Below are 14,399 nucleotides of genomic sequence, written 5' to 3'. Positions count from 1 at the left end.
ACTACGCTTGGTCGTGGCCATGGCGTAAGCCCTCCCGAGGGCAGGTTGACGAACTGGACATTCATCAACTTACACCACGGCCACCCCTGCCTCTGCGCTCCTGCCGCCTCAGCGTTTTTGCACATCATTCTGCACACTACCGCATTCGGTTTCAATAACCGTGCTCGCCGTATGGAGTTCAATACCTTATTCCATGACGATGCATGTGCTTATCGCGGACGTCACGACAACACCAGTTCCAGCTCGCCGACGCGATCGATGGAACCATGCACCATCGCGGGTCCTTCGACCCGATACGCACCCGTATAAGAGCCCGTGGTAATGGTCCAGAACGGCTCGACGGCAAGTTCCATGCGCGAGCAGTGATTGACGAGCCACACCAGCAATTCGCGCGGATCGCCGGCCGGATTGCCGAGCGCTTCTGGCGCGATGGACATCCCGTCCAACGTGAATTCGAGGCGCGGCGCGAGAAAGTCGAAGCCGGGCGCGATGACCTCGTACGGCTCCATGCCGCTCACGATCAGCGCGCCGTTGTTCTGCGAGTCGGCGAGTTGCGCGAGCGGATCGAGATTCGGCCATTGCGCGAAACGGCTGTCCACCACTTCCAGCGCGACCGCCATGCCGCCGATCGCGGCGAAGACTTCATCGCGCGTGTAAGGATCGCTGCGCGGCATGAGCGCGTGAGAAAAGCGAAACGCGAGCTCGAGTTCCACGAGCACGCGAAAGAATGAATCGAAGGGCAAGCGCGCCGGCGAGGCGTGGACCAGTGCGGCGTCGATGGGCGCGCCGGTGGCAAGCGCATCGGGCGCGCGTGCGCCGATTTTCCAGGCGCCGATGCGCGCATCCGTTTCGCGCAGCGCTTCGTGCTGAATGGCGTAGGCCGTGGGCGCGTCGGCGGGAATGTCGGCCGGCGCCAGCGTGTCGATCAGTCGATGCTGGCGGCGAGCGTCCAGAAGCTTCGCGGGCAGTGTCGATCCGGTCATGGCGATATCCTCGTTCTAACGATGATGCGTCAGCGCATCAGTGTACGGGTTACCGGACCGGCGATGGTCGCGCGGCAGCGCCCGCTGCTCGCGCGCCAGATGAAACGAGCTGCTTAGAACGTCTCCCAGTCGCCGCTCGCGCTGGCCGTGGCGAGCGCCGCGGGCTTCGGCGCGGGCGCTGGGGCCGCTTTGGTCGCCGGCTGGGCAGGCGAGGCAGCAGCCTTCGCGCGCTGCATCTTCTGCGGCTTCACGCTCGTCGGCGCGACGCGCGCCGCGAGAACCGGCCTGGCCGAGACAAGCGAGGAAGCAAGCGTCGCGCCTTCTGCCGTCTTGAAGATCGCAACCGCCTCGCGCAGCTTGCCTGCCTGGTCTTCGAGCGATTGCGCGGCGGCCGCCGCTTCCTCGACCAGCGCCGCATTCTGCTGCGTCACTTCGTCCATCTGCGACACCGCGCGCGACACCTGTTCGATACCGCTCGACTGCTCTTCCGACGCCGCCGCGATCTCGCCCATGATGTCCGTCACGCGCTGCACGGCGACGATGACCTCGTTCATCGTGCGGCCCGCTTCGTCGACGAGCGTGGTGCCCGTCTGCACGCGCGCCACCGACGTATCGATCAGTTCCTTGATTTCCTTGGCCGCCGCCGCCGAACGTTGCGCGAGACTGCGCACTTCGCCCGCCACGACCGCGAAGCCGCGCCCTTCCTCGCCCGCGCGCGCCGCTTCGACGGCCGCGTTGAGCGCGAGGATATTGGTCTGGAACGCGATGCCCTCGATGATCGAAATGATGTCGGCGATCTTCGACGAGCTGCGATTGATTTCGCCCATCGTGTCGACGACCTGCATCACCACGTTGCTGCCCTTGTCCGCGACTTCCGATGCATTGGCCGCCAGCGCGCTCGCCTGCCGCGCGTTGTCGGCGTTCTGGCGGACCGTGCCGGTCAGTTGTTCCATGCTCGAGGCGGTTTCCTGCAGCGCCGAGGCCTGCTCTTCCGTGCGCGAGGACAGATCGGTGTTGCCCGCCGCGATCTGCTTGGTCGCCGAGGCAATCGATTCGCTGCCCGAGCGCACCGTGCCGACCGTGTTCATCAGGCTGGCGCGCATGCGGGCGAGTCCGTTCAGCAATTGCCCTATTTCATCGTTCGATGTCACCACGACGTCGCGGCGCAGATCGCCGGCGGCGATGGCATCGAAATGGCCGAGCGCGTCTTCCAGCGGACTGGCGATCGCGCGACGCAGCGCGCTCCACGCGAAGACCGCCGCCGCCATGCCCAGCGTGATGGCGCTCAGGCTCAGCGCGCGGAACCACACGAAGCGCGATTGCGCGTCCTCGTAGGCCTTGCGCGACGATTTCGTCATGACCTTGCGCAGCGCCTCGTTGGCCTGCGCGAGTTCGTTGTAGGTGGCCTGCATTGCCTTGGCCGCGCCGATGATGGCCGTCCGGTCGTTCGCCGACAGCGCCGCGATGCCGCGATCGACGATCTGCTGAAGTTCGAGGCGCTTGGCCTGTGCGGCATCGGCGAGCGCGCGTTCTTCCGGGCGCTGCGGCAGCGAGGTGTATTCCTTCCAGTAGGCGTCGGCGCGCGAGCGCATCAGACGCGAGCGCTCGACAGTCGCCGCGACTTCGCCGGTGCCTTCCAGCAGCGCCGCGCGATCGAACACGAGGCGTTCGCGCGCCGCATACATTTCCGCGTTGCCGATGGCGATGGCGCCCGGCATCTGCACGGAATAGGTGTCGAGGAACGCGTCGTTCGAGCGGCTCATGCCGAACAGCCCGAGCGTGCCCGTCATGATGAGCAATGCGCCGAGAAACGCCATCGTGATGCCCAGGCGCGCCTTGATGGTCAAAGCCTTCTTCATTGTTTTTCCCTGATGCCGTCTGCGAAGATTCGCGGCCGAAGCGTGGCGGCGTGGCGGGCGCGGGAAAGGCAAAGCGCCGCAGCCGATGACGACCGCGGGCCGATGCGCGCCGTCATGAACCGTCGGCGGACGATGCGGTCGTCCGCTGAGTAGTTATCGGCGCGCCCGCACAGGGACTTGAGCGATTTATTTCGTCTGACTAATGAATTGCTGACGAATCGATTTCAATCGAACGATAGTACGCATTCGAATCAGACCGCGACTTCGCCACGATGCGGAATGAACGGCTGCGCGCCCTCGCGCGTCACGGCGATTGCCGCCGCGCGCTGGCCGAACGCGATGGCGTCCGTGACGGCCGCGCCGCGCGCCAGTTCCGCCGCGAAGCCGCCGATGAACGTGTCCCCGGCGGCGGCGGTGTCGATGGCGTTCGATTTCGGCGCGGGCATGTGTTTGCCGCCCGCGCCGTCGAGCAGCGCGAACACGCCCTGCGCGCCCAGCGTGACGATCACGTTGCGCGCGCCTTTCGCCTTGAGCATTTCGGCGGCGCGGCGGGCGTCGTCGACGGTCGCAATCGGCACGCCGGAGAGCGTCGCGGCTTCGATTTCGTTCGGAATCAAGTAGTCGATCAGCGGAAACCAGTCGACCGGCAGTTTGGTCGCGGCGGGCGCGGGATTGAGGATGGTCGTGCGCTGCAGACGTCGTCCGGCGGCGAGCGCGGCGCGCACGGTCTGCGGCGGCGTTTCGAGCTGGCAGACGATCACGTCGGCGCAGGCGATCAGCGCGTCCTGCGCGTCGATGCTCGCCGGTGAAACTTCCGCATTGCTGCCCGCGACGATCACGATGGCGTTCTGGCTGGCGTCGTCGACGACGATCAGCGCGGCGCAGTCGATGCCCTCGTGCTCCAGCGCGGCCTTGAGGATGCCGCCGTTCGAATCGTCGCCGATACAGCCGATCATCGCGACTTGCGCGCCCAGCCGCGCGGCCGCCACGGCCTGATTGCCGCCCTTGCCGCCCGGCACTTGCGCGAACGCGTGCCCCGCCAGCGTTTCGCCCGGTTTGGGCAGACGCGGCGCGCGTGCGACCAGATCCATGTTGAGACTGCGCACCACGGTGACGCGGCCGGTCGGATTAGCGTTGCTCGCTTGGTCGCCCATGCACCCTTCCTTTCTGAGTTATTCCCTCGGCAGGCGCACCGTAAGATGCGTTTCCGGCACCACCGACGTCGATTCGCGCAGCACCAGACGCGGCGGCACGACGCGGCGTCGCGTATTGCCGTTCATCTTGCCGTGATGCGGTCGATCAGCGTCTGTGCGGCCATTTCGCCGAGCGCACGCACCGATTGTCCCACGCTCGAGAGCGCCGGGTAGGTATATCGCGAGAGTTCGACATCGTCGAAGCCGATGATCGAGCAATCCGCCGGCACGCTGATATGACGCTCGGCTGCCGCCCGCAGCGCGCCGATGCCCATCATGTCGTTGCAGGCGAAAATCGCGGTCGGCTTCATGCTGTCGAACAGTTGCGACGCGGCCGCGTAACCGCCCGTCGCGGAGAAATCGCTCTGCTGGATCGCGTTCGGCTCGATCTCGACGCCGCGTTCGGCCATCGCGCGGATGAAACCGTGCAGGCGCATCGCGCTGACGGCCGTCGCAACCGGACCGGTGATGCAGCCGATCTGCGAATGCCCGAGTTCCAGCAGATGGCGCGTGGCGAGATACGCGCCCTTTTCGTGGTCGATCTGCACCAGATCGCAGGTCAGCCCTTCGATATTCCGATCGACGATCACCAGCGGCTCGCGCGCGTTGGCGAGACTTTGCGCCAGCACGGCGTCCTCGCCGGCGGAGGCGATCACCAGCCCGTCGATGCGCTTTTCCTGCAGCACGCGCAAGTAGTTGCGCTGCTTGGCGGGATCGTCGTCGGAGTTGCAGAAGAACAGGCAATAGCCGTTCTTCGCGCAGCCGTCCTCGACGCCGCGCGCCAGCTCCGCGAAATACGGGTTGGTCGCGTTCGGCACCAGCAGGCCGATCGTCGCGGTCGACTTCGCCTTCAGCGAGCGCGCAACCGCCGACGGCACGTAATCCAGTTCACGGATCGCGCGCTCGACTTTCGCCCTGACATCGGCCGAAACCGGCCTCGAATTGTTCACTACGTGGGATACCGTCGTGAACGACACCCCGGCAATGGCTGCCACGTCCTTGATCGTCGCCATACATCGTCCTTCTATCGCTTTGGTCTGTCTGCTTTTATTGGATGGTGAGGCGGGAGGCAGCGCACGGCCGTGCGCTTCTTACTGCTTCCCCGACTCCGGCTGTTTTCCATGTTTGCCGGATGTTGCTGCACGAAACCTTCGCGCCCCATCTCTATCTACCGCTCACTGCACCTTCTACCGCTTACCCGACGCTTCGCCCCGTGCGAAACGTTACCGCCAACGTTTGACTGCAAGTGTCTGATTTATCACGTTCATTTGCTTCAAACGTGCTCAACCCCGCTTACGCCTGCTGCGATACGTATCCAGCACCACCGCGACCACGATGACCGCGCCCGTGATGATGCGCTTGGTCGGCTCGTTCGCGCCGATCTGCGCCAGCCCCGCCGCGAGCACCGAGATAATCAACACGCCGAAAAACGTGCTGATCACCGAACCGCGCCCGCCCATCAGACTGGTGCCCCCGATCACGACCGCCGCGATGACCTGGAGTTCCACGCCCGAGCCGGCATTCGGATCGGCGGCTTCGAGCCGCGAAATCTGAAACAGCGCGGCCAGCCCCGACAACGCACCCATCAGCGCGAACACGATCACCTTGTACGGCCGCGGATTCACCCCCGCGAGCCGGACCGCTTCCTCGTTCGTACCGATACCTACCAGATATCGGCCAAAAATCGTCCGAGTCAAAACCAGGTGCGCAATAATCATTACGGCGACAGCTATCAAGAAAGCCGGAGAAATGCCGAAGGCGATCGGATCCGACAGAAAATCGAAGGCATCGCCGATATACGCGGTTCGCGAATTGGTCATCTGGTAGGCCACGCCGCGCGCCGCTTCCAGCACGCCGAGCGACACGATGAACGACGGAATCCGCCAGGCGACCGTCACCAGTCCCGTCAGCGTGCCGGTCAGCGCCGCCGCCACGCCCAGCAGCGCGGACGGAAACGCCGGCCAGTGCCACTTCAACGCCGCGACGCTCACCACCGACGCGCCCAGCGCCAGCACCGAGCCCACCGACAAATCGATACTCGCGATGATCAGCACGAAGGTCATGCCCACCGACATCACCACGAGATCGGGAATCTGGTTCGCGATCGTGCTGAAGGTGTCGTAGGTCAGGAAATGCGTGCTCAGCACCGAAAACAGCGCGATCATCGCGGCGAGCGCGCCCGCCAGGCCCAGATAGTTCGAAATCCCCAGCCGCGTGCCGACGCCTTTCGTGCTTTTCGGTGCGTCGGCGGGAACGTTGGCTTGACTCATTGTTCTCGGCTCCCGTCGTTTTCCAGCGTGTTGTCCGGTGCTTTTGCATCCGGTGCGAGCGGCTCGTGCAGCATCGCTTCGCGTTTGGCGTAACCCGCGAAGGCGGCGGCGAGCAGCGCGTCCTGCGTCCAGGTGGCGCGATCGAACACGCCCGTCATGCGTCCCGCCGACATCACGCCGATGCGATCGCAGATCAGCATCAGTTCGCGCAAATCGCTCGACACGACGACCAGCGCGCGTCCCTCGCGGGCGAGCGCGCCCATCAGCCCGTAAATGTCGAATTTCGCGCCGACGTCGATGCCGCGCGTTGGTTCGTCGAACAGCAGCAAGGAGCAGTCGCGCGCCAGCCAGCGGCCGATCACCACTTTCTGCTGATTGCCGCCCGACAGTTCCGACACGGCCTGCGCCGGGCCGGAGGTGCGAATCCGCATCGCGTCGATCTGGCGTTGCGCGAGCGCCGCCTCGCGCCGCGTATCGACGATGCCGTGCCGCGCCACCGCGCCGACATTGCCGAGCGACACGTTAGCGGCGATCGGCCGACTCAGCAGCAAGCCTTCGCCCTTGCGGTCTTCGGTGATCAGCGCGATGCCGTTTTTCACCGCATCCGACGGCGATTGCACGCCGACCGGCCGCAACGGCCCGCCATCGCGCGCGATGGAAATCGTGCCGGTATCCGCGCGATCCGCGCCGTAGATCAGGCGCATCAGTTCCGTGCGGCCCGCGCCGATCAGCCCGCTCACGCCGAAAATCTCGCCCGCGCAGACATGGAACGACACGTCGCGCACGACCGGCTGACGCGTCATGCCTTCGACCTTCAACGCAACCTCGCCGATCCTGCGCTCGCCCAGATCGATGCGCTCGCCGATCTCGCGGCCGACCATCAGCGTGACGAGTTGATCGCTGGTGAGCGCATCCATCGGGCCGGCGTGCACGAGACGGCCGTCGCGCAGCACCGCCGCCTGCTCCGCGATACACCGCAACTCCTCGAGCCGATGCGAGATATAGACCAGCGCGACGCCACGCGCTTTCAGCCGCGCGATCTGCTCGAACAGCAGATCGACTTCGCGCGCGGTGAGCATCGCGGTGGGTTCGTCGAGGATCAGCACGCGGCAATCGCCGATCAGATTGCGCGCGATTTCCACCATCTGCTGATGCCCGATGCCGAGACTGCCGACGAGCGTGTCCGGATCGATCGCGTCGAGGCCGACCTGCGCCATCGCGTGACGCGCGTCGTCGGCGAGCCGCTTGCGGTCGATCCAGCCGAGCGCGCGACGCGGCAGGCGGTTCAGGAACAGGTTCTCCGCGACCGACAGCGTCGGCAGCAGATTGAGCTCCTGCATGACCATCCGCATGCCGTGCGATTCGGCGTCGGTGCGGCTGTGCGGCGCGTACGGGCGGCCGGCGAGCGTCATCGTGCCGGCGGTCGGTTCGACCAGCCCGCCGATGATCTTCGACAAGGTGCTTTTGCCAGCGCCGTTTTCGCCGGTCAAGGCGAGGACCTGGCCCGCGTGGAGCCCGAGCGATACATCTGCCAGTACCGGTTCGACATAGGTCTTGCCGACGCCGCTCACCGTCAGCACCGGCGCGCCGTGTTGCGGGTCCGCTCCGGCGGAGGGGGAATTCAGGACTTGGTCGTGCATCCTCGCTGTCGTCTCGTTGGACTCGCGCGAACGCGGTGCATCGATTCATTCGCGGCGAGCCTCGCGCGATCGGCCGGACACGGACACTCCGCGCTCCGGACTTTCGCGCTCGTTCGTGAGTTATCGGCAAGACAGCCGGGAACTTGAATGCTGCCCATCTCCGGCGGCGCTGCCACTGCGGCCCTTGGCTGAAACCTGAATCGCGCCCGCGCGGATGGCGGGCTTATGCATTCGTCGCGCGACGCGGCGGGCCCAGCGAAAAGCCCGCGCGCCGCGCTGCATGGCTGCGCGCGTCTTACTTGACGACGCCCGCCTTGGTCACGAGATCGACCGGCGTTTCCACGACCGTCGACAAGTCGGCCTGCTTCTTGTGCTCCTTGAGCGCTTTCAACGCGACGTCGATGCCGAACACCGCCTGCTTCGCGGCGTATTGATCGGCGGTGGCGAGCACGCGGCCGTCGTTGAGTATCGGCTTGATCGCGCTGATGTTGTCGAAGCCGACCACCTGGATCTTGCCCGCCGCGCGCACCGCCGACACGGCGCCGATCGCCATGTTGTCGTTGTCGCACAGCAAGGCCTTGACGTTCGGATTGGCGTTCAGGATCTGGGATGCGACCGCGTTGCCCTTGTCGATCTCCCATTCGCCCGACTGCAACGCGACGATCTTCATGCCGGCCGCGTCCATCGCCTCCTTGAAGCCGGCGCTACGCATCTGCGAATTGGTGGTGGTCGTCACGCCTTCGACGATCGCCACTTCATCGCCCTTTTGCAGACGCTTGGCGAGATAGTCGCCGACCTTGCGCGCGCCCTTCTTGTTGTCCGGGCCGACGAAGGGCACGTTCAGGTCCTTCGACTTGAGCACGTCCTGATCGAGCCGGTTATCGATATTAACGACGATGATGCCCGCGTCCGCCGCCTTCTTCACGACCGGCACGAGCGCCTTCGAATCGGCCGGCGCGATGATCAGCGCATCGACCTTCGAGACGATCATCTGCTCGACGATGCGGATCTGCGCGGCGGTATCGGTTTCGTCCTTGATGCCGTTGGCGATCAGATCGAACATGCCGGTGTTGTGCGACTGATAATCCTTCGCGCCGTTTTCCATGGTCAGGAAGAACTCGTTGGCGAGCGACTTCATGACGAGCGCGACTTTCGGCTTGGCGTTGCCCTGCGCGAACGCGGACAACGACGACAGCGGCAGCACGGACATGGCCGCGAGCGCGACAGCCGCCTTGACGACCTGACGGCGCTTTGTGCTGTTCATCTTGCTGTTCATTCGGATCTCCTCCAGTGCTTTGATTTGTGTTGTCTGGCGAATGCTTTTAATTGCTTCGAGCAGCGAAATGCGAATCTCTTCGAGCCTGCTTCAAGCCTGAACGGTCGATGCGCACGGCAAGCCCGATGAGTCTCGTCACGCGCGATTGAAAAGCGCGATTGAACCGCGATTGAACGTTTGCTCGCCGTCGATTCTCGTCGGTGCGACGTGACAGGTCAATCGGGCTTACGTGTAGAAGCACGTGTGCGGAGGCCATCGCGCGGGGAGCGCGATGGAATTCGAGGAATCCGTCGAATGCGTGCATAGGTGAAAGTGCGCGCGGAGCTTACAGATCGTCGACCGATTGCCCGTCGACCTTCTTGTCGATGATGTCGCGCGCGTAGTCGATGCCCGCGCGCGTCGCGTCGATGGGGCTGTCGAACGGTTCCTGGTCGGGTACGCCGAACATCGCCGAGCGGCTGCTTTCGCCCTTCGAGCTGCGCGCGATCGTCACCATGATGTCGTAATGGCGCGGCGCATCGGCCGGTTCGTCGCGGTCCTTCGCGCGCCGCAGCGCCTGCACATGGATTTCGAAGCCCTTGTAGTGATCGGACAGCGGAGTGGACATGAAACGCTCCTGTATCGAGTGAGAACGATGCATCTTAAAGACCGGTCGATGCAATTGCCGCACGAAGTTTCCGAATCTGCTTTACCGGCGATGCTACGCCCGCCGCATGACGGCGCCGAGCACTGCATTCGCATGCGACGTGCGCACGCAGAAAGCCAGTTGCAAGGCGCATTCCCGCCGCGCGATCGATTGTTTCGCTTTCGTGCGATCCGGCCTGCTGATTTAACCTTATCGCACACTACTTTCAAATTCGGTTTGCCATAATGCGCTCGCGAGCCGTGAATTCGTGCGGATCGATGTCGTCATCGATACTCGCTGACCAACTACAACCGTCATTCGACTCATCATTTGACTCATCAGGGAGCGCTTCCATGTCCATTCGATCCAGAGCACTGCTCGGCGCCATGAGCGTCACGGTCGGCGTAACGCTCGGCCTCGCCTTCGCCGCCACGCCGGCACTCGCCGCCAACAGCCAGCAATCGAAGATGACCGACTGCAACAAGCAGGCAGGCGACAAGAAAGGCGACGAGCGCAAGGCCTTCATGAAGACGTGTCTGTCGTCCGCGCCCGCCGCCGCGCCGATGACGCAGCAGGAGAAGATGACCGCCTGCAACAAGGACGCGACCGGCAAGAAGGGCGATGACCGCAAGGCGTTCATGAAGAGTTGCCTCAGCAATGGCGGCTGATCCCGGTTTGCTCGTGCGCCGCGCGAATCCGCGCGGCGCACGTGTTGGCTTTACCATCCCTGCCTGCCGTTATTGCACTGCAACCAAGCAAGTGATTCGCACCTTCGTCTTTTTCTCATAAGATGGCGCGAAGGCGGCCCCCACATCAATACAAAGAAATTTGCCATCGGCCGCCGCTGGTCCCGCTCGGCGCATACGCGCATGGAGGCACGGATGGCATGGAGACAAAAGAACCGCTGGTTCAAGCGGTGGCTCGTCACGATCACGTTCTGGCTCGTGCCGGTGATGATCGTCGCGATGAACGAAGTACGCGACGAGATGGCCTACAACAGCGACGACCTCGAAAAGTCGCTGTCCACCTGGGACATGACCGATGCCCAGCGCGCGGCCGGCGCGGCATCGCGCTGTTACGGCGCGCCTGAAACGGCCCGCGCCGCCGGCTGTCCCGCCGATGTCCTCGCCGCCAACGAACGCAAGCATCAGGAAGCGATCGACGAATACGCGCATCGCAAGGCGACGCTCGCCGATTACCTGTGGCACGCGTTCGTCGGCTACTGGATCGTGCCCGCGATCTTCCTGCTGTTCGTCGGCATGCTGATCGGCGGCATCCGGCGCGCGCTCAGGCGGCCGGAACGTCCAAGTTCCGCCGCGCCCTCTCCTTCGACCAAAGTAAAAACGACGAGCCATCCTTAAACGAGGGTCGGGAACGGTCGTTGCTACCCGGTACTGCGGCTTTCTCGCAACAGTTGCTCGCGGCGAGATGAAAGAAGTGCATGCCGACAGAATACGAAACGGACGAAATCTCCCCGTAATTTCGTTCGCCGCATTTTTCGGATGGTTCTTCGCCTTCTTCGACGCGGGTGGACGAAAGTTTGTGTAAATTACCGTGCGTAGCGCTGATTTGGGGTACGAGTCGGAGTAAGCTCGCTGACAGCGTGCCCCTGTCGGTTCGGGACCATTTCCCCGGAAACGTAGGCCTGGCAAGGGTTTGGGTCTCCGGGACGTGGCTCGCGTTTCAGGTTGCTGTGCTATAACTTGGCGTGCCGCACCTTCCCATTCTATGGGGTTTCCTAAATTCCACGATGGAGAACAATGATGCAAAGACGAAACTTCATGCTCAAGTCGACGGCTGCTCTGGCGCTGGGAGGCCTCGCGCTTGCCGGTTGCACGACGAACAGCAACACCGGCGCCGCCAACACGGCGGGCAAGGCTGACGAAGCCCGTTCGATCGACGCCGACGTCGACAGCACCATCCAGCGCCTCTACGCCACGGTCGGCGGCTCGCGCGAACTGGTCGCGAAATCGCACGGCATTCTCGTGTTCCCGTCGGTGATCCAGGCCGGCTTCATCGTCGGTGCGCAATACGGCAAGGGCTCGCTGCGCGTGGGCGGCGGCACGGTCGGCTACTACAGCACGACGTCCGGCTCGTTCGGCCTGCAGGCCGGCGCGCAGTCGAAGTCGCTGATCTTCCTGTTCATGACGCAGGACGCGCTCGACAAATTCCGCAATTCCGACGGCTGGTCGGCAGGCGCCGATGCATCGGTCGCGCTGATCAAGCTGGGCGCGAACGGCACCATCGACACCACCACGGCCACCAAGCCGGTCGAAGCCATCGTGCTGACCAACGCGGGCCTGATGGCCGACGTGTCGCTCGCCGGCACCAAGGTGACTAAGCTCAAGCTGTAAGGCATCCGCTTTATCGTCCGACGCGGACGCAAAGCGACCGCCGTGTGATGCGACTTTCGAGGATCGCATCACACGGCGGTTTTTTTATCGCTCGATGCGGAAATTCACTTCCGACGGCCGCCCTTCCAGCGCCAGTGTCGCGCGCACGGCGGGGCTTCGGCTGATCACCTTGCCGCGTCGAATCACTGCCGTGCGCGCCGCGCGCAGGCGGATCGCTTCGATCGGATCGCGCGCGTCGAGAATCACGCAATCCGCGTGGCAGCCGACTTCGATGCCGTAACCTTCGAGACCGAGAATCTTCGCGGGATTCGTCGTGACCGCGTCGAAGCAGGCGCGCATCGCGTCGACGCCGGTCATCTGCGCAACGTGCAGGCCCATATGCGCGACTTCGAGCATGTCGCCCGAGCCCAGGCTGTACCACGGATCCATCACGCAATCGTGGCCGAACGCGACGGTCACGCCCGCTGCCATCAGTTCGGGCACGCGCGTCATGCCGCGCCGCTTCGGATACGTGTCCGACCGCCCTTGCAGCGTGATGTTGATCAGCGGATTCGCAATCGCCGCGACGCCGGAATCGCGCATCAGCGGAATGAGTTTGCTGACGTAGTAGTTGTCCATCGAATGCATCGACGTGAGATGCGAGCCGGTGACGCGGCCGTGCATGCCGAGCCGATGCGTCTCCGCCGCCAGCGTTTCGATGTGACGCGACATCGGATCGTCGGATTCGTCGCAATGCATGTCGACGCGCAGGCCTTTTTCCGCCGCGAATTCGCACAGCAGTTTCACCGATGCCGCGCCGTCCGCCATCGTGCGCTCGAAGTGCGGAATGCCGCCGACGACATCGACGCCCATGTCGATCGCGCGCTTCAGATTGTCGAACGCGCCCGCGCTTCGCAGAACGCCGTCCTGCGGAAACGCGACGAGCTGCATGCGATGTAAGGCTTCACGCGGCGCTTCACTTCGAGCAGCGCTTCGACGGCGAGCAGCCGTTCATCGCAGACATCGACGTGCGTGCGGATCGCCAGCAACCCGCGCGCGACGGCCCAGTCGCAATACTGCATCGCGCGCTCGACCAGCGCTTGCTGCGTCAGTTCAGGCTTAAGTTCGCCCCATAGCGCGATGCCTTCCAGCAGCGTGCCCGACCGGTTCACGCGCGGCAGACCGTAGGACAGCGTGGCGTCCATGTGGAAATGCGCGTCGATGAACGGCGCGGTAACGAGCGACCCGCTCGCGTCGATTTCCTCGCGCGCATGGGCGTTCAGACGCGGCTCGAGCGCCGCGATGCGCCCGCCTTCGATGCCGATATCGACGAGACCGGGCGCGTGTGCCAGCGCCGCGCGGCGAATGATGAAATCCATCTGCGAACCCTCCGGCTTGATCTGCGTTCGATTGTATCGGGACAGAAAAGCCGCGTGAGCGCGCTTAGACGCTCTAGAGTTTCGCTTCCAGCATCGCTTTCACGTCCGGCCATTCATCGTCGATGATCGAAAAGCGCACCGAGTTGCGCTTGCGGCCGTCCGGCATGATGCGCTCGTGCCGCACGATGCCCTCCTGCTTCGCGCCGATGCGAAGAATCGCCGCGCGCGATTTCTCGTTGAGTTCGTCGGTGGTGAACTGGACGCGCACGCAGCGCATGACGTCGAAGGAATGCGCGAGCAGCAGATACTTCGCCTCCGTGTTGATGCCCGTGCGTTGCATCGACGCCGACAGCCACGTATGCCCGATCTCCTGCTTGCGATTCGCGCGATCGATTTTCCAGAAGCGCGTGCTGCCGACCAGCCGGCCGCTGTTCCGATCGACGATGAGGAACGGCATGACGGTGCCGGCATCGCGTCCGGCGAGCGCAGTGTCGAGGTAGCGCTGCACGGTGTCGGGTCCGGGCACGACGGTTACGCTCAGATTCCAGAGCTGGCCATCGGCGGCGACTTCGAGCAATGCGGGTGCGTCGCCGGGTTGGAGCGGGCGCAGTTGCACGCGGGTACCGGTGAGAGTCGGCTGGAGGTCGGTTGGAGTGTTCATCGAGCAATGGTAAGGCGTTCGCGACGCCCGCGCCAGCGGGGAATGTCCATAAGGATATGCGGCAGGCTTGGCGGACCGATGCCATCGGCGATCGTTATACTGCATGGTTTTCGAGGTGGCGATTTCGACCATGCGCGTTTTTCGCACGGGACAGCCTTATCGCCGCCCTTCAAGGTCGGA

12 protein-coding genes and 2 pseudogenes are annotated in these 14,399 nt (G+C 64.2%); 4 read left to right on the top strand and 10 right to left on the bottom strand.

Translation table 11 applies throughout. The annotated features are described in order from the left end of the window. Positions 1 to 221: 221 nt before the first annotated feature. From BVER_RS08720 to BVER_RS08685, 8 genes and pseudogenes are all read right to left on the bottom strand, one after another. Positions 222 to 983: a hydratase gene (locus tag BVER_RS08720; protein WP_050452952.1), complete on the bottom strand. Its 762-nt coding sequence runs from the start codon at positions 981 to 983 to the stop codon at positions 222 to 224. 113 nt (positions 984 to 1,096) lie between these two features. Then, positions 1,097 to 2,842, bottom strand: a complete 1,746-nt coding sequence (locus BVER_RS08715) for a methyl-accepting chemotaxis protein (RefSeq protein ID WP_050452951.1) — start codon at positions 2,840 to 2,842, stop codon at positions 1,097 to 1,099. 251 nt (positions 2,843 to 3,093) lie between these two features. Further along, positions 3,094 to 3,996 carry a ribokinase gene (gene rbsK, locus BVER_RS08710; RefSeq protein WP_050452950.1) on the bottom strand — a complete coding sequence of 301 codons (903 nt, stop codon included), beginning with the start codon at positions 3,994 to 3,996 and terminating at the stop codon, positions 3,094 to 3,096. Positions 3,997 to 4,014: 18 nt separating this feature from the next. Next, positions 4,015 to 5,048 (bottom strand): annotated as a pseudogene (locus BVER_RS08705) (LacI family DNA-binding transcriptional regulator). A 270-nt stretch (positions 5,049 to 5,318) separates the two neighbouring features. Then, positions 5,319 to 6,305, bottom strand: coding sequence for an ABC transporter permease (locus tag BVER_RS08700; protein WP_050452949.1), 987 nt, complete (start codon positions 6,303 to 6,305; stop codon positions 5,319 to 5,321). Then, a complete protein-coding gene (locus tag BVER_RS08695; protein WP_050452948.1) occupies positions 6,302 to 7,945 on the bottom strand; it encodes a sugar ABC transporter ATP-binding protein in 1,644 nt (547 codons plus the stop codon). Before BVER_RS08695 ends, BVER_RS08700 begins: the two co-directional genes overlap by 4 nt. A gap of 295 nt (positions 7,946 to 8,240) precedes the next feature. Further along, positions 8,241 to 9,209: a sugar ABC transporter substrate-binding protein gene (locus BVER_RS08690; protein WP_050452956.1), complete on the bottom strand. Its 969-nt coding sequence runs from the start codon at positions 9,207 to 9,209 to the stop codon at positions 8,241 to 8,243. Between the two features lie 337 nt (positions 9,210 to 9,546). Then, positions 9,547 to 9,828, bottom strand: coding sequence for a hypothetical protein (locus tag BVER_RS08685; protein ID WP_050452947.1), 282 nt, complete (start codon positions 9,826 to 9,828; stop codon positions 9,547 to 9,549). A 27-nt stretch (positions 9,829 to 9,855) separates the two neighbouring features. Between BVER_RS08685 and BVER_RS31320 the strand changes: the two genes are divergently transcribed. From BVER_RS31320 to BVER_RS08670, 4 genes are all read left to right on the top strand, one after another. Then, on the top strand, positions 9,856 to 10,092 hold the full coding sequence (locus tag BVER_RS31320) for a hypothetical protein (protein WP_157055974.1): 237 nt from the start codon (positions 9,856 to 9,858) through the stop codon (positions 10,090 to 10,092). A 140-nt stretch (positions 10,093 to 10,232) separates the two neighbouring features. Further along, on the top strand, positions 10,233 to 10,514 hold the full coding sequence (locus BVER_RS08680; RefSeq protein WP_157055975.1) for a PsiF family protein: 282 nt from the start codon (positions 10,233 to 10,235) through the stop codon (positions 10,512 to 10,514). Positions 10,515 to 10,727: 213 nt separating this feature from the next. Next, positions 10,728 to 11,207, top strand: a complete 480-nt coding sequence (locus BVER_RS08675; RefSeq protein WP_050452945.1) for a hypothetical protein — start codon at positions 10,728 to 10,730, stop codon at positions 11,205 to 11,207. A 402-nt stretch (positions 11,208 to 11,609) separates the two neighbouring features. After that, entirely contained in the window at positions 11,610 to 12,200 is a 591-nt protein-coding gene (locus BVER_RS08670) for a BPSL1445 family SYLF domain-containing lipoprotein (protein WP_050452955.1), read from the top strand. A gap of 84 nt (positions 12,201 to 12,284) precedes the next feature. On the opposite strand, the pseudogene BVER_RS08665 reads toward BVER_RS08670, so the two are convergent. Further along, a pseudogene (locus tag BVER_RS08665) lies at positions 12,285 to 13,558 on the bottom strand (amidohydrolase family protein). A gap of 73 nt (positions 13,559 to 13,631) precedes the next feature. Then, positions 13,632 to 14,219: a GNAT family N-acetyltransferase gene (locus tag BVER_RS08660; RefSeq protein WP_050452954.1), complete on the bottom strand. Its 588-nt coding sequence runs from the start codon at positions 14,217 to 14,219 to the stop codon at positions 13,632 to 13,634. Positions 14,220 to 14,399 lie beyond the last annotated feature (180 nt).

It is taken from the genome of Candidatus Burkholderia verschuerenii (assembly GCF_001189365.1).
Taxonomy (GTDB): domain Bacteria; phylum Pseudomonadota; class Gammaproteobacteria; order Burkholderiales; family Burkholderiaceae; genus Caballeronia; species Caballeronia verschuerenii.
The sequence above is the reverse complement of the archived record's forward strand: the minus strand, read 5'-3'. Positions and strand labels throughout refer to the sequence as shown.